The following is a 17,081-nucleotide window of genomic DNA, read 5'->3' as shown; positions in this document are numbered from 1 at the left end:
TATCACTTGCTGTAAACAAACCAGTCGAACAGAGAGCCCGCTACCTTGCCTGCCACCATGGCCATTAGAAGACCAAACAAATACCCCGTCAACCGGAGCCGCTTAGCCAGAATCGGCAATACATTCAGCACTTCCGTCAATGCGGCTGCCAGCATGCCGATGAAAATCCCGCACATCAATCCAATCACGGTACTCACAACCGGTCCCAATGGAACCGACCATCTCCAGAAATCGGCCACCGTGCCGATGAAAGATCCCGCTATTAAAGCCCCTTCATACCAATGGACCCGGCTGTAAGTTGCCGTCAGTTGGGACAATCTCGGGATGATGTCCAGCACGATGATGAGCGCGATGACTCCGCCGCCGACGGCGATGCCCCCGGCAACGCCAAGAACACAGGTGAATATCCCTTGCAGAATGGACAGCATCATGGTTCCTTACCTGCCGTATCGGCTCCGGCGTTCATTTTCCGATATTCTTCGGCGACCACGAACTGATCCAGATTTTCCTGATAGAGGTACATTTCCACCTCAAGCGGGGTCGGTTCTTCATTCCATTTTTTCTTGAACAAATGATTGAAGAACACCGTCATTCCAAATCCGAGCCCCAGCGAGTAAGCAATCTGGAACAAATAGGGATGCTCGTCCCTCTTCCCCGTCACCATTTCGACGATTCGGATCTGTACCTCGAGCATGTTGACGTCGGCATGGAAGTTCATAATGGTCAGTGCCGAACCGAAAAACAAGAGCAGCCAAATGAGCGGGAACCACAATTTTGACCGCTTGCTTTCCGGACCGACAAGCTCCACCAGGGTATGATGGTTTCCCATTGGTTCAATATGAGCGCCAGGAATCAAGACTTGAATCTTCGGGATGATTTGAATCAGATCCATGACAAGGCGGTTGCCATCGATATCCTTCGGCTGCGTAAGCGGCAGGGCTCTAAGCCGTTTCTCCCATTCGGGTTCGCAGACAATGAAGGCAACATCACCTAGTTTGACGGATTGGTTCTTTGGTAACCGTATGCGGCTCCTTAGCTGCAGAAACACCGTCGGAGTGGGATTAACCTTCATCCGAAACACTCCTTTACTGCTAAATTACCGTTAGTATGGGAAATCTCTCTCCTTTCTACTCGGATTTACCATACTTTCTTTATCCGCCAAACCACCAAGGGGTTTGCTGAAAAATGAAAAAAACGCCGTCCCCTAAGGGCGGCGTCAGTTTGATCAGGCTTTAGAATAACGGCTGAGGCCCGCTACTGCGCGATCTCGTTCCGTATGCTCTGCAATATTTTTTTCTCAAGTCGCGATACCTGTACCTGGGATATGCCCAGCCGGCTGGCAACTTCCGACTGCGTCTGATCCCGGTAATACCGCAGATAGACAATGAGCCGCTCCCGTTCGGTCAAGCCTCCTATCGCTTCATTCAAGGCCAGCTTGTCGAACCATCGTTCCTGCGACTCATCAGCTATCTGATCCATAAGCGTTATGGGATCCCCGTCATTTTCAAATACGGTCTCATGAATCGAGGTTGGCGGTTTGTTCGCCTCCTGGGCAAACACCACTTCTTCGGGGGTTACCCCAAGCTCTTCGGCAACCTCTTTCACCGTTGGAAGACGATCAAGCTGCTTGGACAGCTCGTCCCGCTTCTTCCTGACTTTGTTGGCCATTTCCTTAAGCGATCGGCTGACCTTCAGGGTCCCGTCGTCCCTTAAGAAGCGCTGAATTTCTCCAATGATCATCGGTACGGCATAGGTCGAGAACTTTACGTCATAACTGAGATCGAACTTGTCCACGGATTTGAGGAGACCGATACAGCCGATCTGAAACAGATCATCAGGCTCATACCCCCGGTTCATAAACCGCTGAACGACAGACCAGACAAGACGAATATTACAGTTGACGAGCGTGTCCCGGGCGACATTATCCCCGCTTTGGCTAAGTGCAATGAGTCGTTTGACCTCCGCGTCGTCCAAATAAGTCTGCGAAGTTTTCTTCACATCGGCATCCATTTGTCCAACCCCTAATTATATAAAGCTTTCTTAGATTCGATCCTCTTTTTCATTTTGATCGACGTACCGCTGCCTGGTTCGCTGACCACTTCAAATTCGTCCATGAAATTTTCCATGATGGTGAATCCCATGCCGGATCGCTCCAGCTCTGGCTTGGATGTATAAAGCGGCTGTTTGGCCATTTCCAAATCTTCGATCCCATGGCCGGAATCTTCAATGCACAGCGTGATCATATCCCCGTCTATTAGGGCTTCAATCTTGACAACCCCTTCCGGATCACTATCGTAACCGTGGATAATGCTGTTTGTAACCGCTTCGGAGACTACCGTTTTCAGGTCACTCAGCTCATCCATGTTGGGATCCATCTGGGAGATGAACGCAGCCACGGCGACACGGGCAAAGGATTCGTTTTCCGACCTTGCGGCAAACTGCAGAGTCATAAAATTATGCTGTGCTTTCCCTTCACTCATGACACTACCTCCAAACCCGAGAGTGCCGTGCCCTCGTTCTCATATATCGGCATGATCTTGAACAGCCCCGACATTTCAAGCAAGCGGTAAACCTGCGGCTTGACATCGCATACCGCCATCTTTCCGCCCTTTTGCTTGATGAATTTATAGCGTCCCAGGATGACCCCAAGTCCTGAGCTGTCCATAAAGTCCAAGTCCTTTAAGCTCAGCACCAAGTGCTCTGTTTGACGTCTCTGAATAGCTTCATCCAGCTGCATCCGGACATGATCGGCCGTATGATGATCCAGTTCCCCGGACAGACGGACGATCAGTACATGCCTGTGATGCTCCATATCAACATGCAGATTCATGTTTGCTCACTCTCCTCCCTGACATGAACAAAGATTTCTACATTTGAAAAAGACATTCCTGCATCCCGACAAAACTAGAAGAAAACTCCTATGAATCTACATGAAACAACTTGCCGGTTGTCCGTTTGAACAGCTTCCAGAACCCGGCCTTCTTCACCTCGACAGGAGAGGTCAGCTCGAACTCCTTGACCACGCGATCACCTTGATAGACCGTTAGCTTGCCGACAACTTGTCCTGCGGCTACCGGCGCCTTCAAATTCGGGTCCATCTGAATTTCATGACGGATATCCGGACTCTTTACGCCCTTCTTAACCAGCACGCTGTAATCTTTATCCGCTTGAATCGAGATCTCGGGCACGGTTCCCTTCTGGACCTTCACGATACCTAACACTTCACCCGGTTTATAGATGGAATGCATCGAATACTGGGAAAAGGCATAGTCAAACATGCGAGATACTTCATTATTCCGCGTCTTCGTATCCGGAGCTCCCATCACAACAGCAACAGCGCGCAGTCCGTCCCGTTTGGCCGTTGCCGATAAACAGAATTTGGCCTCTGACGTGTATCCGGTTTTCAATCCGTCAGCACCAGTGTAGAATCGAACCAGTTTGTTCGTATTGACCAGCCAGAACGGTTTTTCTGAATCTTTACGCAAATAATCCTGATAGGCCCCCGTATATTTGGTGATCTGGTCATATTTCAGCAGCTCCCGGCTCATGACCGCAATGTCGTGGGCCGAAGTGTAATGATTCTCTGCGGGTAGTCCGTTGCAGTTCACAAAATGCGTATCCTTCATTCCCAGCTCGGCTGCTTTCTCATTCATCAGCTTGACAAAGGCTTCCTCTGAGCCGGCAATTTTCTCCGCCACCGCGACGGAAGCATCATTGCCTGATGCCATGGCAATGCCTTTGAGCATCTCATCCACCGTCATTTCTTCACCGGGCTCAAGAAAGATCTGGGATCCGCCCATAGAGGCCGCATATTCGCTGGTACGCACCTTATCCGTCCACTGCAATTGTCCTTCATCGATGGCCTCCATCGTAAGCAGCATCGTCATGATCTTGGTGATGCTCGCCGGAGGCAGCTTATCATGGCTGTTTTTCTCGTAAATAATGGTTCCGGTATCCGCATCCAGCAATATAGCAGAACGAGCACCTGGTGCCAGTTCCTCTTGTGATGATCCTTCCCCGGGTTTGCTACTTTCTTCTGCATAACTTGGTACAGCTGCGCTGGACAACCCTACACATAGAACCAGAAATCCAGCGATTAACGCTTTTTTCACTTCCATCCCCTCCTGACATTCGTAATGGCATCCCGAAAAACAACGGGTCTGTTATTCATTGTCGTCAGGATGAAAACAAATTATTCCAGTATTTTACGGAAATATTATCGCCTGAACGGAAGTGAACACAGCAAAAAGGGCTGGACTCGACGGATGTAAATCCGCCGGAGCCCAGCCCTTTGCTAAAATAGGTTATTACATTTTTGGAATAATGGCCATGACAAGCGCAAGGAATTTCTCCCGAACCTTCTCGGCTGTCTCCATAACCTCGTCATGGGACAGCGGTTGATCCAATATTCCGGCTGCCATGTTGCTGATGCAAGAAATGCCCAGCACATCAAGACCGGCATGTCTGGCCACAATGACCTCAGACACCGTGGACATGCCTACCGCATCCGCACCGAGCGTACGCAGCATGACGATCTCGGCGGGTGTTTCATAGGTTGGTCCGAGCAAACCTGCGTAGACCCCTTCTCTCAGCGCAACGCCTTGACCCACGGCCACTTCTTTTGCCAATTGGCGAAGCTGACGGCTGTATGCCTGGGACATGTCCGGGAACCGGACGCCAAGATCCGGATCATTTGGCCCGATTAACGGGTTGGTGCCTGTCATGTTCAGATGATCGGAGATCAGCATGAGATCACCCGGCTCGAAGGACGTGTTGATACCGCCCGCCGCATTGGTAACCAGCAGACTCTTCACACCCAGCTCTTTCATGACGCGCACCGGGAAAGCAGTCACTTCCGGACCATAACCTTCATACATATGGAATCGTCCCTTCATCAGAACGACAGGTCTATTGTGAATCGTACCCAGCAGCAGTTCTCCTTCATGGCCTTCTACAGTCGATACGGGAAAATGAGGAATGTCCGTGTACGGGATGGACACCGGATTCTCAATCAATTCGGCCAGCACGCCGAGTCCTGAACCCAATATCAGGCCGACCTGGGGCTCGACACCCTTCTGCCCGCGTATGTATGCCGCTGCTTCCTTAATGCTCTGCTGATTAATTGAACTCATGTTCATACCTCTCCTAACTGAGAATAAGTTGTAGATCCTAGTAGAGTAGGCCCCACTAAGATCTCGGGTGATAATGATCATATACTTCCTTCATGCTTTTCTTGGTGGATTGATACATGCCGGTGGTGGATAATGCCGAGTGACCCAGCATCTCCTGGACCGAACGTAAGTCGGCGCCGTTCTGCAGCATATGAATGGCAAACGAATGGCGAAGGGTATGCGGCGTGATTTCCTCATCGATTTCGGCCAGCTTGCCATACTTTTTAATAATTTTCCAAAATCCCTGCCGTGTCAAGCGCGTACCGAGCGAATTCAGGAATAATGCATCCTCATCAGCATCTCGAATCAGCTTGTCCCGCATCTCTTGCATATAAAATGCCACGTTCTCGGCTGCGATCTGGGTAATCGGAAGAATTCGCTCCTTCCCTCCGGAAACGGCACAGCGCAGGAAACGCATCTCCATATTGATGTCATGAGTGCTCAAGTTCACCAGTTCCGACACCTTGATGCCTGAAGCATACAGCAGTTCCAGCATCGCTTTGTCCCGGGCCCCCTGAGGGGTGCCGGAATCCGGAGCCGACAGCAGCTTGTCCACCTGCTCAATGGTCAGCGACTTGGGCGGCTTCCGTTCCGGCTTCGGATTATCCAGTAGCTGGGTCGGATCTTGACCTATAACGGCCTGACGCACCAAATATTGAAAAAAGGAACGCAAGGAAGCCGTGCAGCGAAGCAGGCTCGATGCCGCCTTGCCCTGCTGCCGCAGTCTTCCCATGTATAAGCCAAGCATGGTTCGTGTAACTTCCTGCGGATGGATAACGTCTCTTTCCGCTGCAAAAGCAATAAATCCTTGTAAGTCGGCCCGGTACGATTCCATCGTACTTCGGGACAGTCCCTTCACATCTTCCAGATAGGTTACATATTCGTCCAAATATTGTTTCATGATCTTTTTGCTCCTATTCCCATGTGCCCTTTACCAGCACGATCACTCCCCATACCAGTAGTACAATCGCAGACGTTCCGCCGGCGAATATCGGGAGTCCATGGTGCTTTCAGGCTGAAAAGCCTTAACCGCTTGACCGGAAGGCGCACGGTAAGGATCCACTGGGGTCAGCCAATCTCCCACCCATCCCAGCACGAAGTAAAAAAACATCGTCAGAACGGCAAACATCGTAATAAATCGGATTAGTGAGCCTATTTTTCGGATCGATATAATCACTGGCAGCGCCTCTCTTTCATCTCTTTGCATTGATCACCAAGTGAAAGTGGGTATTACAGGTATCACTTCACGTAAAGCCTATGATACAAGCTGCAGGATTATGACGGCGGCTTTCCTCCGATCCGTTCTTTAGTCATTGGACTTGGCGGTTATTGGGATAGAATAAAAAAAACGTCTTCTCGACGTACGTTGATGGTGTAGAATGATAGATTGTTCTTGCGTGAACGATACGGATTCGTGCATGTTCCATTTATATTTTGGTTACCATCTAAAAAACCCTCCCGGCTTACCGCCGTAGAGGGCTTGCCGTGATGGTCATCACTGCGGTTTGTTGAATGGTATGAAATTATGATTTGTCCTGGTCATTCTTGCCCTTCTCTTTGCAACGGTAGCATATGCCATGGAAATCAAGCCGATGGTCATGAACGGTAAAGTTGAACTCTCGCTCTAACCGCTCTTCCAATGGACCGAGCCAATCCTCGCGTATCTCATCCATGCTTCCACATTGAGTACATATCAAATGATGATGGTGATGCTTCGAAGTATCCGTCCGCAAGTCATAACGGGCGACACCATCGCCAAAATTTATCTTCTCGACAACATGAAGCTCACTGAGCAGCTCTAGGGTACGGTACACGGTTGCCAGACCGATCTCCGGAGCCTTCTCTTTCACGAGCATAAATACATCCTCTGCGCTAAGGTGGTCGTCTTCATTTTCCAACAATACGCTTACCGTGGCTTCCCGTTGGGGCGTTAATTTGTATCCTTGGGATTGTAGCTGCTGCTTAATTTTGTCGATCCGCGCTTCCATCGTTTCCCTCCCCCTTGGAAATCACTGCACGTTATTGTTCACTTCCTTCATTATAGGGGGATTTGACAAACAAAGTCAAACGGTTTTGCTTTATGGAAAAATTCGCGGATTATAGCAACATCGGCGTGACCCAGCGCATCATGGCCGGGGTTACCCAGGTTTCAAATGAAGCGACTCCGAGCGTTAACAGGACCATGAAAAAGGTCAGCATCGCATACGAAGCAAAGGGCTTTACCATGCTCCCGCCGCGATTCATAATAAATCGGTCCCTGATAATGTATAGTGAGAAGGTTATGGCGGCTACGCTGCACATCATGAGCACGGGGATGATGAACAAATTTTGCGGCGCAATCGACACCAGGGCGAACAGCAGGCCTTTCCAGGAATACTGTCCGACCAAGTAACCGACCGTAAACCCAATAAGCACTCCTTTTAAGAAGTCCAATATCAATATTCCCGGAAGCCCGATGACGGACAATCCCAGAATCCATATCAAACCGATCCATTTCAGATGAAGGGCTGCGATGCTCCAGTAAGAAGACTGACTCATGGTTTCTCCACCGTCCTGCACGTTTACAAAAAAGTGGTTTAAATATCGGGCCATTTCCTGCTGCTGCTCCAATGAAAGTGCATTGACCATCAACGCTCCAAACAGCACGCCAACTAAAAACAAGACGCCCACGAACACATAGAGCATGGTCTGATCCTTGAAGGCTTGGCGGAATGATTGCATAGAATAGAGTCTCCTTTCTGTGTCTCTACTCTACTCTATGACCATCACCCTCCTTGTATGACCTGTGATTGAAAGAGTTGATCGATTTACCGGAGAACCTTCCCGTATGAGCCCCCGCCGCCATCCGATAAGGACAATGTCCCGTTCCGGGCCATCACAATGCTGGCAGCGAGCCCCTCTCCGGCAACAGCGGCAAGCTCCGCTTCCGTAGCCTGATGAAGGATTTTCATTTCGGTCCCGAAAGCCCCCAGCAGCTTCGACATCGACGATTTGCCAAGGCCCGGGATGAACTCTAGCGGAACCTGATAGTGATAAGCCGGCCGGCTTTGCGGTACCACGGGCTCTTTGCGGTCAGCGATGTTCAGAATCCGATCAAACACGCCCTGTACCAGCTTGGTACTGCCGCAGAATGGACATCGCACCAATTCATGTATATCGCTGCCCTCCTCCAGTATGCTGTCGCAGCCGCTGCAGTAAGAACGATGGTATTTTCCGAGCCTGGGATTCAGCCCGTAGTTCGCGCTGATTCGTCTACCGTTACTTGTTCCAAGGGCCTGGCGAAATTCAGAAAATGAAGGCTTCGCCATGTCGATCCGGTTGTATTCCCTGCCGATTTTCCCAAGCGAATGCGCATCCGAATTGGTCAGGAAGGAATAGGCGTCCAGTTCGCTTATCCGCCCTGCCATCGAGGAGTCGGCACTGAGCCCAAGCTCTATTCCTGCAATCCCGTCCAAGTCCAGCACCTCGCTCATACGGTCTGCCATGCTGCCGTACAGTCCCTTATGAGGCGTAAAAACGTGTGCAGGTATCAGCAGCCCGCCGCGGTCTAGAATCTCCTGCTGCAGCTCACGGGGGCTGACATAGATACGCTGCGAACTAAGCTGCACGTTCTTCATGTATTTTGCCATCCAGCCAGTAAATTCCTGGATGGTGTTCAGATCAGGGAAATAGGCCAGCACATGGGCTGCGCCACGGCCGCTTTCACGTATTTCAATCTCGCTTCCAAGCAGGATCACCGTATCCTGATACGCAATTCCGCCTCCATCGATCTCCTGCATGACCCCACTGTCCAAACACTGAAGAATATCGTGCTGTACCGAAGGAGAGTGGCAATCGATGATGCCAATCATTTGGATGCCTTTCCGCTCCGATGCCTCCACGGCTATATTTTCAAAGGTCAAATTGTTACTTGCGCTTATTTTCACAGCTTGTCCGCTGCTTGTGCGCCCTATGTGAATGTGCATGTCGCAGTAATAGGACTGAAGCTTCTCCCCGGTTGACATGTTCTTTTCAGGCTGCAGCATATCAGATCTTTCCTGTCAGGCTATACATATTCCAAGCATACACGGCGAGAATGGTCTTCGCATCGCTGATTCTCTCTTCTTGGATGAGTGAATATGCCTCTTCCAGGGAGATTTCCATCATCTCTATAAATTCATCCTCATCCGGGTTCATCTCGCCGCTGACCAGATCCTCTGCCAGATATAAGTGAATGATTTCATCGGCAAATCCCGGGGATGTATAGAAGGAATGCAGCTTGCGAATGGAACCGCACGTATAACCCGTTTCTTCCTGTAGTTCGCGCTTCGCGGCTTCCAGCGGATCTTCTCCCCGCTCCAGCTTGCCTGCAGGGATTTCAACCTCACAGCGCCCTAGCGGCTGTCGAAATTGATTAACGGCCAACATTTTATCGCCTCTTAATGCGAGCACCGCTACTGCACCGGGGTGTCTGACAATTTCACGTTTCGCGGTCTCCCCATTTGGCAGTTTCACCGTATCGACCTGCAGTGAAATAATTTTCCCTTCAAAAATCGATTGGGTAGACAGCGTGGTTTCTTCCAGCAATTTATCCGAGGCTTCTCGGTTCTTACTGCCGATATCGCTCACAAAATGACCTCCTTTGTTTAAAAACGGCATGTCTGACCATGCTATTGCATAAGGTGTATTATATCAAAATTTCCAGGAAAGAAGGAAGCTGCCCATGAAAAGCTACAAAGGGGACCATTCAGTACATATGGTAGGACAAGCCTGGCAGATACGGATCATGCTGAAACAGTGGCAACAGCAATGGGGCTCGGAAGCGAAGATTATGGATATTATTTCTAATTCTTCTAAAAATATTTACGAAAACAGGACGTGAAATCAGGTCTTAAGACCTGTTTTTCGACTTTTTTCGAATATGGACCATGACCTTTACACCTATAATGGTGTTATATCATTGGGAGGCTTCGACATGCGACATATACCTATTATTGAAACCGAACCAATTACTAATCCACCTTCAACTGAATATGAGCGCGGAAAATGGTACAAAAGACGCGGGTATCTTGAGAAGGCGTTAAGGAGCTTCAGGGAAGCTGCGCAATCCGCTCCAACCGATAAAACGAGCTCGGGATGGAAGGAAGTTGATCTGAGCTGGCTCGAATACGGGTTGTTGAGCATGCGGATGCGTTCCTTCGACAAATCGGAGGAAGCTTTCCGGACCGTCGTACAGCATTCCGGTACCTACGTACAAGAGGCTCTGAATCAGTGGGCTGCACTCCTCCACATGCAGGGGATTTCGGACCAAACGATTTGTGAACGACTCCTGAGCGAAACGAGGAGCTTTCCATCTTCCAACATGATGGTTGGCAGGTCACTTTTCTACATCGGAGCTTATCCGTATGCTGCCCATTGTTTTGCTGAACAGGGGAGCTTATACCCAGATACCTGTATCCAGTATGTGACTTGCCTGATCATGACGGGTCAAGTATCTGAAGCCATGCAGTTCATCGACAGCTACCTTCGCGATTTGGCTCACCACCCGCGCGAACTGCCTCGTCCAAGAACATCTGGAGTGGCTCAGCTGGCCAGAATCAGGCAGGTGTGCGAGTGGAACATAAACCATTCGATCCCTGACCGATTTATCGCCATGTCGGAAACTTTAGAATTAGCACGCGCTGCTGTATCGTTTAATATGATCTCCATAGCCGAACACCTGCTTACCCATAGCGGCGACCATGCTTATTATGCTCTGATCTGTTTTCTTTATGATGAAGGCTACAGAGGGCTCGCGATTTCAAAATTGAATCAATTGGAAGCGCTGCCGCTCCAAGAACAAGACAGCAACAGTATAAAAGTATGCGTTATTGCGGCTGAGCATTTATATGATCAAGGAAGATATGATGAGGCTGCATCCCTGCTCGAGCAGCTTAGACTGGCTCACCCCGGGCGTACAGAGATACGATTCGGCGAGGCTGCTTGTTATTTGCAGTCAGCCCTGATCTCCCTCTCTGCCCGCCTTGAGGAGCAATACTCATCTGCAACGGCGAGGAAAGAGATTGAACAGTACCTGGACAACATCAATGCCGCATTGCATGTGGTCGAGAACACGAACTGGCATACCACCTGGTCGCCTGCCCAAAAAAGACGGGAGAATTACTCGCCCATGTCATCCTTGAATTAAAGGCAAATCTAAAACGCCCGCAGCGGACTTGAAGCGTCCGTCGCGGGCTTTATACATTCATAATGGGTCTAATGGTTGACTAGGCTTTAGCCGTTTCCTGGATTATCCCAACGACAATCTGCGCAGCCTTGACCAAATCAGAAGCCTGAATGCGCTCTTGCGTGGTGTGAATGTCTTGATATCCAATCGCCAAATTGACGGTTGGAATTCCAAGGCCGTTAAAAATGTTGGCGTCACTGCCGCCTCCGGAGCGGAACGTGCGGGTTGCCAAGCCCAAACCGCCGATAGCCCGCTGCGCAAGCTGAACAACCTCATCATGTTCATTAAAACTGAAGGCCGGGTATACGATCTCGCTAATGAACTCACAATTGGCATTGTACTCACGAACGGTGGTTTCGAGCGCCTCGCGCATATCGTTCACTTGCTTATCCACTTTCTCTTGAACGATACTGCGTGCTTCAGCATCAATCTGAACATGGTCACAGACGATGTTTGTTGCGCCTCCGCCCTGGAACTTGCCGATATTTGCGGTGGTTTCTTTGTCGATCCGTCCCAGCTTCATTTTGGCTATCGCTTTTGAAGCGACTTGAATGGCACTGATGCCATCCTCCGGATTCACTCCGGCGTGAGCAGACTTGCCCTTGATGATCATTTGGATTTTCGCTTGGGTCGGTGCGGCAACTGCGATTGAGCCTAACTCACCGTTGGAATCCAGGGCAAAACCGAGATCCGCATCCAAAACATCAGGGTCAAGCGCCCGAGCTCCGACCAGACCCGATTCCTCACCTACCGTAATGACAAATTGAACTTGTCCGTGAGGAATGTTATTTTCCTGGATGACCCGAATACCTTCAAGCAATGCCGCGATTCCCGCTTTGTCGTCCGCCCCGAGAATGGTCGTTCCGTCACTTCGAATCCAGCCGTCATCACCCAGTGTCGGTTTGATGCCTTGACCGGGCGTTACGGTATCCATATGGCAGGTAAATAGCAGCTTAGGCGCTTGCTGGGCCGCCTCGTCCGCTTTCCAGGTAATAATCAGATTCCCTGCTCCGTGTCCTGTCTTTTCCTTGGCATCATCTTCGATGACGTCAAAGCCAAGACTGGAAAATTTATGTTTGAGAACGTTGGAGATCTCTTCTTCATGCTTGGTTTCGCTATCGACCTGAACCAATTCCATAAATTCTTGGATGATACGCTCTTCTGAGATCACTGGACTTCCCTCTCTTTCGCAGATACGATACAATGTCTTTATATCTATTTCTCATTGAAATGATGCTGCTTCCATGTATGTTCATCATTAAACCTATTTCAAAGGAGTTACACAATGCAACGTAAAAAGTGGTTTCGAATTGTTATCTATCTCATGCTGATTGCCATGGTCGGATCAACGCTGCTGGTTATCCTTGAGCCATTGTTCCTTCGCTGACACCCTGCATTTACGAGCGCATAAAGTTACAACCAACGAGCCTCATATGGAAATACCCGGGTGAAGAAAGGCACGATCTCCCGGGCTACTTCCTCCACTTCAAAAACCCGCCCCGTACAGTCCTCCAATGAAGTTACACCGTATTCCTGTATGCCGCAAGGAATGATTCCCGAGAATCCCGCGTCTGTAATTCCGGATTTAATATTAAACGCAAAACCATGGCTCGTCACAAATCCGCGATGCTGGCGGCCTTTATTGAATTTCACGCCGATGGCGCAAATTTTCATATCCCCTACCCATACTCCGGTGTACTCGGGTTTCCGGCCGGCTTCGATGTTGTATGATGCCAAGTAATCGATGATGACCTGCTCCACGTCGCGCAGAAAACCGTGCAGATTCAAATTCTTGCCGCCATCCAGCAGTAACAACGGATACCCGACAAGCTGTCCAGGACCATGATATGTAATGTCTCCGCCTCGATCTATTTCAAACAGGCCGATGCCCTGTTTTTCCAATTCCTCTTTGCTCAGGAGCAAGTGCTCCGGATGACGCTGTGACCCCATGGTATAGGTCGGAGGATGCTGAAGTAACATCAAGCGCTCGTGCTGCTCTCCCTGATCGATGGCGGAAACATGCTGTTTCTGAAGCTCCCAAGCCATGCCATAATCTACAATCGGCGTATACGATACATCTAACGGTTTGTTCATGTGCTAACGCCTTCTTTCATAGGGTTCCCACTAACCAATGAATGCTCCTGCGATTGACTTCGGTATGAATAACGTCTGCGAACCTTCTTCCGAAGAATCAGTCCGCAGATCATATACGAAAATTAATAAAGCTTCGTATCCAGGGTGTAACCTTCCAGGTTATCTTTAACCCGCTGCAGGAATCTTCCGCAGATTACCCCGTCCAAAATCCGATGATCAAGGGATAAACACAGATTCGCCATCGAACGGACCGCGATCATGTCATTGATGACCACAGGCTTTTTAACAATCGATTCAAACGTCAGTATCGCAGCCTGCGGATAGTTGATGATCGGATAGGACAGAATCGAACCGAAGGATCCCGTATTGTTAACCGTAAAGGTACCGCCCTGCATGTCGTCTAACTTCAGCTTGCCTTCACGGGTCTTGCGTGCAAGCTCCTCGATCTCTCTAGCCAAGCCGGCAATATTCTTCTGGTCGGCACGGTGGATGACCGGCGTCAGCACGGAATCCTCTGTTCCGACGGCCAAGGAAAGATTGATATCGCGCTTCACCACGATTTTATCCACGGCCCAGAACGAATTCATGATCGGATAATCTTTAATTGCGTTCACAACGGCTTTCAGCAAAAAGGCCAGGTAGGTCAGATTAACCCCTTCCTTACGCTTGAACTCATCCTTCAGCTGATTACGCAGCAGCACAATGTTAGTCACGTCGACTTCAATCATCGTCCATGCATGCGGAATTTCCGTAACGCTTTGACGCATGTTTCTGGCGATGGCATTACGCATCGGCGTAACATCAATAAAGTATTCCGATCTTCCGCCTTCCATTCCTTCCACTTCGATGGTCGGAATTTTTGGCGATTCCGTCAAATGCAGCCCGGAATGTCGCACATTCGGAATCGCTGTGCCCAGAGGAGGCGACGGTTCCGCAGGCGTCTGATGCTGCAGCCCCTGAAACGGCGATGCCCCGCTCGGCTGAACCGTTTCTTTCGGCGCTTGGGCGCTTTGGACCGGCGCTGCTCCGGCAGGAGCGCCTTGGCCTTGGGCTGCTCCTCCCTTTTCAATATAAGCCAGTACGTCCTTACGGGTGATTCTGCCACCCATGCCTGACCCCTGGACTCGCGAAAGGTCAATCTGATGCTCGGCTGCCAGCGTCTGCACAGCAGGCGAATACCGGAAACGCATCGAACCCTCTTCACTGCCGCTTCCCTGATGCTGACTCACGGGAGCACTTGCAGCCGGCTGTGGCGAAAGATCTGTACCTTGTCCTGAAGCCACAGAGATCCGGCAAATGATCTCGCCAACATTGACGGTCTGGCCCTCCTGGGCAAGAATCTCTCCCATGACGCCGTCCAATGTGGATGGAATCTCGGCATTGACTTTGTCGGTAATGACTTCACAGATCGGTTCGTACTGCTCGATGACATCCCCCGGCTTCTTCAGCCACTTGGCAATGGTCGCCGAAACAAGGGATTCCGCCAGCTGGGGCATCGTAACATCGGTCAATTTCTGATTTTCGGACATGCTCACACTCCCTGTTCTTAATAAAGCGCCAATTGACGCATGGATTCTTTGACTTTGTCCTTGTTAAGCATGAAGAATTTCTCCATTGGCGGACTGATTGGCATAGCCGGTACATCCGGACCGCACAAGCGCATGATCGGGGCATCCAGATCATAGAGGCAGTGCTCCGCAATAATCGCGGATACTTCCCCGCCGACGCCGCCGGTCTTATTATCCTCATGTACGATCAGCACTTTACCCGTTGCACGGGCCGCTTCAATAATCGCTTCCCGATCAAGCGGCTGTATGGTACGCAGATCCAGAACATGCGCGCTGATGCCCTCTTCCTGCTCAAGCTCTTCGGCAGCCTGCATAGCAAAGTGCAGCGGCAGGCTGTAGCTGATGACCGTAATATCCGATCCTTCGCGCAGCAGATTCGCTTTGCCGATCGGTACAACGTAATCATCGTCCGGCACATCGCCAGTAATCAGCTTGTAGCATTTTTTGTTCTCAAAAAACAGGACCGGATCCGGATCGCGTATCGCTGCTTTCAGCAGCCCCTTCGCATCATAGGCCGAGTACGGCGCAACGATTTTCAATCCCGGCGTTCCGAAGAACACCGATTCCGGGCACTGGGAATGATACAAGCCCCCGAATATGCCGCCGCCGATCGGCGCACGAATGACGACGGGACAGCTCCAATCGTTATTGGAACGATACCGGATTTTCGCTGCTTCGCTAATGATCTGATTGGTTGCCGGAAACATAAAGTCCGAATATTGCATCTCGGCAATCGGCTTCATGCCATACATGGCTGCACCGATTGCCACACCGGCAATCGCGGACTCCGCGAGCGGGGTATCAAGCACCCTCATTTCGCCGAACTGATCCATCAACCCCTTGGTTGTTGTAAACACGCCGCCTTTGACGCCTACGTCCTCGCCTAACACAAATACGGACTCGTCACGCTCCATCTCTTCCTTCATGGCCAGACGAATTGCATCGATATATTCCATTACCGCCATTCTTTACACGCCCCCTTCATCATCGGCATATACGTGAAGAAGCGTATCTTCAGGCTTCGGAAATGGAGCCAAGTCTGCAGATTCCGTCGCTTCTTTGATCTCCAGGTTTAATTGAGCGATCAAATCCTGATCGCGTGCTTCGTCCCAGAGCCCGCAGTCGACCAAATAATTCTTAAAGCGGGCGACGCCGTCATTCTTCCAGTTCTCTTCGACCTCTTCTTTTGTCCGGTACGCCAAATCGTTATCCGATGTGGAGTGCGGAGACAAACGGTACATCATGGATTCGATCAGTGTTGGGCCTTCTCCGCGAATCGCACGCTCACGCGCTTCCTTCACGGCTGCATATACCTCAAGCGCATCGTTGCCGTCCACTCGAATGCCTGGGAATCCATACCCGAGAGCGCGGTCGCTTACCTTCCCGCTAATCTGTTTATGAAGCGGCACCGAAATGGCATACTGATTATTCTCGCACATGATAATAACAGGGAGCTTGTGAACGCCAGCAAAGTTGCAGCCCTCATGAAAATCCCCCTGATTGCTAGAGCCTTCGCCAAACGTAACAAACGATACAAAATCCTTCTTCTGCATCTTGGCCGCCAGCGCGATACCAACGGCATGCGGAAGCTGTGTGGTTACAGGGCTGGAGCCCGTCACAATTCGCAGACGTTTACTACCGAAGTGTCCCGGCATCTGCCGTCCGCCGCTGTTCGGATCCTCGGCCTTGGCAAAAGCCGACAGCATCAGTTCGCGAGGCGTCATACCCACTGCCAATACAAATCCGTAGTCGCGGTAATAGGGTAAAAAATAATCCTTCTCCCGGTCAAGGGCAAACGCAGCAGCAACCTGACATGTCTCCTGCCCGATACCGGATACGTGAAAGTTAATTTTGCCCGCCCGCTGCAGCAGCAGGTTGCGCTCGTCGAATTTTCGTGCCAGCACCATATATTTGTACATGTCTAGCACTTGTCCGTCGGTCAGTCCAAGCTGCTCATGCCTATTGTTGTTTGCCGTAACCGTTTCATGTTCTTTCATGGAGATCCCTCCTTTATGTGAGCCATGACTTCAGGCTTGATCACCG

Annotated in this window: 21 protein-coding genes; 3 read left to right on the top strand and 18 right to left on the bottom strand. The window is 50.4% G+C overall.

Features of this window, described 5'->3' with window-relative positions; all coding sequences use genetic code 11:
* Positions 1-2: 2 nt before the first annotated feature.
* The 13 genes from PAEVO_RS03375 to PAEVO_RS03315 all read right to left on the bottom strand — a co-directional run bounded on the left by PAEVO_RS03375 (position 3) and on the right by PAEVO_RS03315 (position 9,779).
* Positions 3-431, bottom strand: a complete 429-nt coding sequence (locus tag PAEVO_RS03375; RefSeq protein WP_100536274.1) for a stage V sporulation protein AB — start codon at positions 429-431, stop codon at positions 3-5.
* Entirely contained in the window at positions 428-1,072 is a 645-nt protein-coding gene (locus tag PAEVO_RS03370; RefSeq protein ID WP_100536273.1) for a stage V sporulation protein AA, read from the bottom strand. Before PAEVO_RS03370 ends, PAEVO_RS03375 begins: the two co-directional genes overlap by 4 nt.
* Before the next feature lie 182 nt (positions 1,073-1,254).
* Positions 1,255-2,010, bottom strand: coding sequence for an RNA polymerase sporulation sigma factor SigF (gene sigF / locus PAEVO_RS03365; protein WP_006209412.1), 756 nt, complete (start codon positions 2,008-2,010; stop codon positions 1,255-1,257).
* Between the two features lie 11 nt (positions 2,011-2,021).
* The gene (spoIIAB, locus tag PAEVO_RS03360) at positions 2,022-2,480 is read right to left on the bottom strand and encodes an anti-sigma F factor (protein ID WP_100536272.1); all 459 of its coding nucleotides are present in this window, start codon (positions 2,478-2,480) and stop codon (positions 2,022-2,024) included.
* Positions 2,477-2,830, bottom strand: coding sequence for an anti-sigma F factor antagonist (gene spoIIAA / locus PAEVO_RS03355; RefSeq protein WP_076320918.1), 354 nt, complete (start codon positions 2,828-2,830; stop codon positions 2,477-2,479). The genes spoIIAB and spoIIAA overlap by 4 nt, the downstream gene beginning before the upstream one ends.
* An 88-nt stretch (positions 2,831-2,918) precedes the next feature.
* Positions 2,919-4,112, bottom strand: a complete 1,194-nt coding sequence (locus PAEVO_RS03350) for a D-alanyl-D-alanine carboxypeptidase family protein (RefSeq protein WP_100536271.1) — start codon at positions 4,110-4,112, stop codon at positions 2,919-2,921.
* A 195-nt stretch (positions 4,113-4,307) separates the two neighbouring features.
* Positions 4,308-5,132 carry a purine-nucleoside phosphorylase gene (locus PAEVO_RS03345; RefSeq protein ID WP_100536270.1) on the bottom strand — a complete coding sequence of 275 codons (825 nt, stop codon included), beginning with the start codon at positions 5,130-5,132 and terminating at the stop codon, positions 4,308-4,310.
* A gap of 55 nt (positions 5,133-5,187) precedes the next feature.
* Complete coding sequence (locus PAEVO_RS03340; RefSeq protein ID WP_100536269.1) at positions 5,188-6,072, bottom strand: site-specific tyrosine recombinase; 885 nt, start codon at positions 6,070-6,072, stop codon at positions 5,188-5,190.
* Between the two features lie 42 nt (positions 6,073-6,114).
* Positions 6,115-6,378, bottom strand: coding sequence for a YqzK family protein (locus tag PAEVO_RS03335; RefSeq protein ID WP_243390617.1), 264 nt, complete (start codon positions 6,376-6,378; stop codon positions 6,115-6,117).
* Positions 6,379-6,694: 316 nt separating this feature from the next.
* Positions 6,695-7,159, bottom strand: coding sequence for a ferric iron uptake transcriptional regulator (gene fur / locus PAEVO_RS03330; RefSeq protein ID WP_006209405.1), 465 nt, complete (start codon positions 7,157-7,159; stop codon positions 6,695-6,697).
* Between the two features lie 109 nt (positions 7,160-7,268).
* Entirely contained in the window at positions 7,269-7,892 is a 624-nt protein-coding gene (gene spoIIM / locus PAEVO_RS03325) for a stage II sporulation protein M (RefSeq protein ID WP_100536267.1), read from the bottom strand.
* 86 nt (positions 7,893-7,978) lie between these two features.
* Entirely contained in the window at positions 7,979-9,196 is a 1,218-nt protein-coding gene (locus tag PAEVO_RS03320; RefSeq protein ID WP_100536266.1) for an endonuclease Q family protein, read from the bottom strand.
* A 1-nt stretch (position 9,197) separates the two neighbouring features.
* Positions 9,198-9,779, bottom strand: a complete 582-nt coding sequence (locus tag PAEVO_RS03315) for an NUDIX domain-containing protein (RefSeq protein WP_100536265.1) — start codon at positions 9,777-9,779, stop codon at positions 9,198-9,200.
* Between the two features lie 94 nt (positions 9,780-9,873).
* Between PAEVO_RS03315 and mciZ the strand changes: the two genes are divergently transcribed.
* Positions 9,874-10,032, top strand: coding sequence for a Z-ring formation inhibitor MciZ (gene mciZ, locus PAEVO_RS03310; RefSeq protein WP_100536264.1), 159 nt, complete (start codon positions 9,874-9,876; stop codon positions 10,030-10,032).
* 93 nt (positions 10,033-10,125) lie between these two features.
* The gene (locus tag PAEVO_RS03305; RefSeq protein ID WP_100536263.1) at positions 10,126-11,337 is read left to right on the top strand and encodes a tetratricopeptide repeat protein; all 1,212 of its coding nucleotides are present in this window, start codon (positions 10,126-10,128) and stop codon (positions 11,335-11,337) included.
* 79 nt (positions 11,338-11,416) lie between these two features.
* On the opposite strand, the gene PAEVO_RS03300 is transcribed toward PAEVO_RS03305, so the two are convergent.
* A complete protein-coding gene (locus tag PAEVO_RS03300; RefSeq protein WP_100536262.1) occupies positions 11,417-12,547 on the bottom strand; it encodes a tripeptidase T in 1,131 nt (376 codons plus the stop codon).
* Positions 12,548-12,661: 114 nt separating this feature from the next.
* On the opposite strand from PAEVO_RS03300, the gene prli42 reads away from it, so the two are divergent.
* The gene (gene prli42, locus PAEVO_RS03295) at positions 12,662-12,763 is read left to right on the top strand and encodes a stressosome-associated protein Prli42 (protein WP_015734477.1); all 102 of its coding nucleotides are present in this window, start codon (positions 12,662-12,664) and stop codon (positions 12,761-12,763) included.
* Positions 12,764-12,789: 26 nt separating this feature from the next.
* Here prli42 and lipB read toward each other — a convergent pair whose 3' ends face one another.
* From lipB to PAEVO_RS03275, 4 genes are all read right to left on the bottom strand, one after another.
* Positions 12,790-13,470 (bottom strand): lipoyl(octanoyl) transferase LipB, encoded by a 681-nt coding sequence (gene lipB, locus PAEVO_RS03290; RefSeq protein WP_100536261.1) that lies wholly within the window; start codon positions 13,468-13,470, stop codon positions 12,790-12,792.
* Between the two features lie 122 nt (positions 13,471-13,592).
* A complete protein-coding gene (locus PAEVO_RS03285) occupies positions 13,593-14,999 on the bottom strand; it encodes a dihydrolipoamide acetyltransferase family protein (protein WP_100536260.1) in 1,407 nt (468 codons plus the stop codon).
* Positions 15,000-15,016: 17 nt separating this feature from the next.
* Positions 15,017-16,003: an alpha-ketoacid dehydrogenase subunit beta gene (locus PAEVO_RS03280; protein WP_100536259.1), complete on the bottom strand. Its 987-nt coding sequence runs from the start codon at positions 16,001-16,003 to the stop codon at positions 15,017-15,019.
* A 3-nt stretch (positions 16,004-16,006) separates the two neighbouring features.
* On the bottom strand, positions 16,007-17,035 hold the full coding sequence (locus tag PAEVO_RS03275; RefSeq protein ID WP_100536258.1) for a thiamine pyrophosphate-dependent dehydrogenase E1 component subunit alpha: 1,029 nt from the start codon (positions 17,033-17,035) through the stop codon (positions 16,007-16,009).
* Positions 17,036-17,081: the final 46 nt, after the last annotated feature.

It is taken from the genome of Paenibacillus sp. GM2FR, assembly GCF_002803325.1.
Taxonomy (GTDB): Bacteria; Bacillota; Bacilli; order Paenibacillales; family Paenibacillaceae; genus Paenibacillus_AQ; species Paenibacillus_AQ lautus.
This window is presented reverse-complemented; position numbering and strand designations above follow the sequence as displayed.

Coding starts and splice junctions, on each gene's coding strand:
- spoIIAA (WP_076320918.1), bottom strand. CDS start 2,830: ATGAATCTGCATGTTGATATGGAGCATCACAGGCATGTACTGATCGTC.
- PAEVO_RS03275 (WP_100536258.1), bottom strand. CDS start 17,035: ATGAAAGAACATGAAACGGTTACGGCAAACAACAATAGGCATGAGCAG.
- PAEVO_RS03345 (WP_100536270.1), bottom strand. CDS start 5,132: ATGAGTTCAATTAATCAGCAGAGCATTAAGGAAGCAGCGGCATACATA.
- PAEVO_RS03305 (WP_100536263.1), top strand. CDS start 10,126: ATGCGACATATACCTATTATTGAAACCGAACCAATTACTAATCCACCT.
- fur (WP_006209405.1), bottom strand. CDS start 7,159: ATGGAAGCGCGGATCGACAAAATTAAGCAGCAGCTACAATCCCAAGGA.
- spoIIAB (WP_100536272.1), bottom strand. CDS start 2,480: ATGAGTGAAGGGAAAGCACAGCATAATTTTATGACTCTGCAGTTTGCC.
- PAEVO_RS03340 (WP_100536269.1), bottom strand. CDS start 6,072: ATGAAACAATATTTGGACGAATATGTAACCTATCTGGAAGATGTGAAG.
- sigF (WP_006209412.1), bottom strand. CDS start 2,010: ATGGATGCCGATGTGAAGAAAACTTCGCAGACTTATTTGGACGACGCG.
- PAEVO_RS03370 (WP_100536273.1), bottom strand. CDS start 1,072: ATGAAGGTTAATCCCACTCCGACGGTGTTTCTGCAGCTAAGGAGCCGC.
- PAEVO_RS03335 (WP_243390617.1), bottom strand. CDS start 6,378: ATGCAAAGAGATGAAAGAGAGGCGCTGCCAGTGATTATATCGATCCGA.
- spoIIM (WP_100536267.1), bottom strand. CDS start 7,892: ATGCAATCATTCCGCCAAGCCTTCAAGGATCAGACCATGCTCTATGTG.
- PAEVO_RS03375 (WP_100536274.1), bottom strand. CDS start 431: ATGATGCTGTCCATTCTGCAAGGGATATTCACCTGTGTTCTTGGCGTT.
- PAEVO_RS03320 (WP_100536266.1), bottom strand. CDS start 9,196: ATGCTGCAGCCTGAAAAGAACATGTCAACCGGGGAGAAGCTTCAGTCC.
- PAEVO_RS03280 (WP_100536259.1), bottom strand. CDS start 16,003: ATGGCGGTAATGGAATATATCGATGCAATTCGTCTGGCCATGAAGGAA.
- prli42 (WP_015734477.1), top strand. CDS start 12,662: ATGCAACGTAAAAAGTGGTTTCGAATTGTTATCTATCTCATGCTGATT.
- PAEVO_RS03285 (WP_100536260.1), bottom strand. CDS start 14,999: ATGTCCGAAAATCAGAAATTGACCGATGTTACGATGCCCCAGCTGGCG.
- mciZ (WP_100536264.1), top strand. CDS start 9,874: ATGAAAAGCTACAAAGGGGACCATTCAGTACATATGGTAGGACAAGCC.
- lipB (WP_100536261.1), bottom strand. CDS start 13,470: ATGAACAAACCGTTAGATGTATCGTATACGCCGATTGTAGATTATGGC.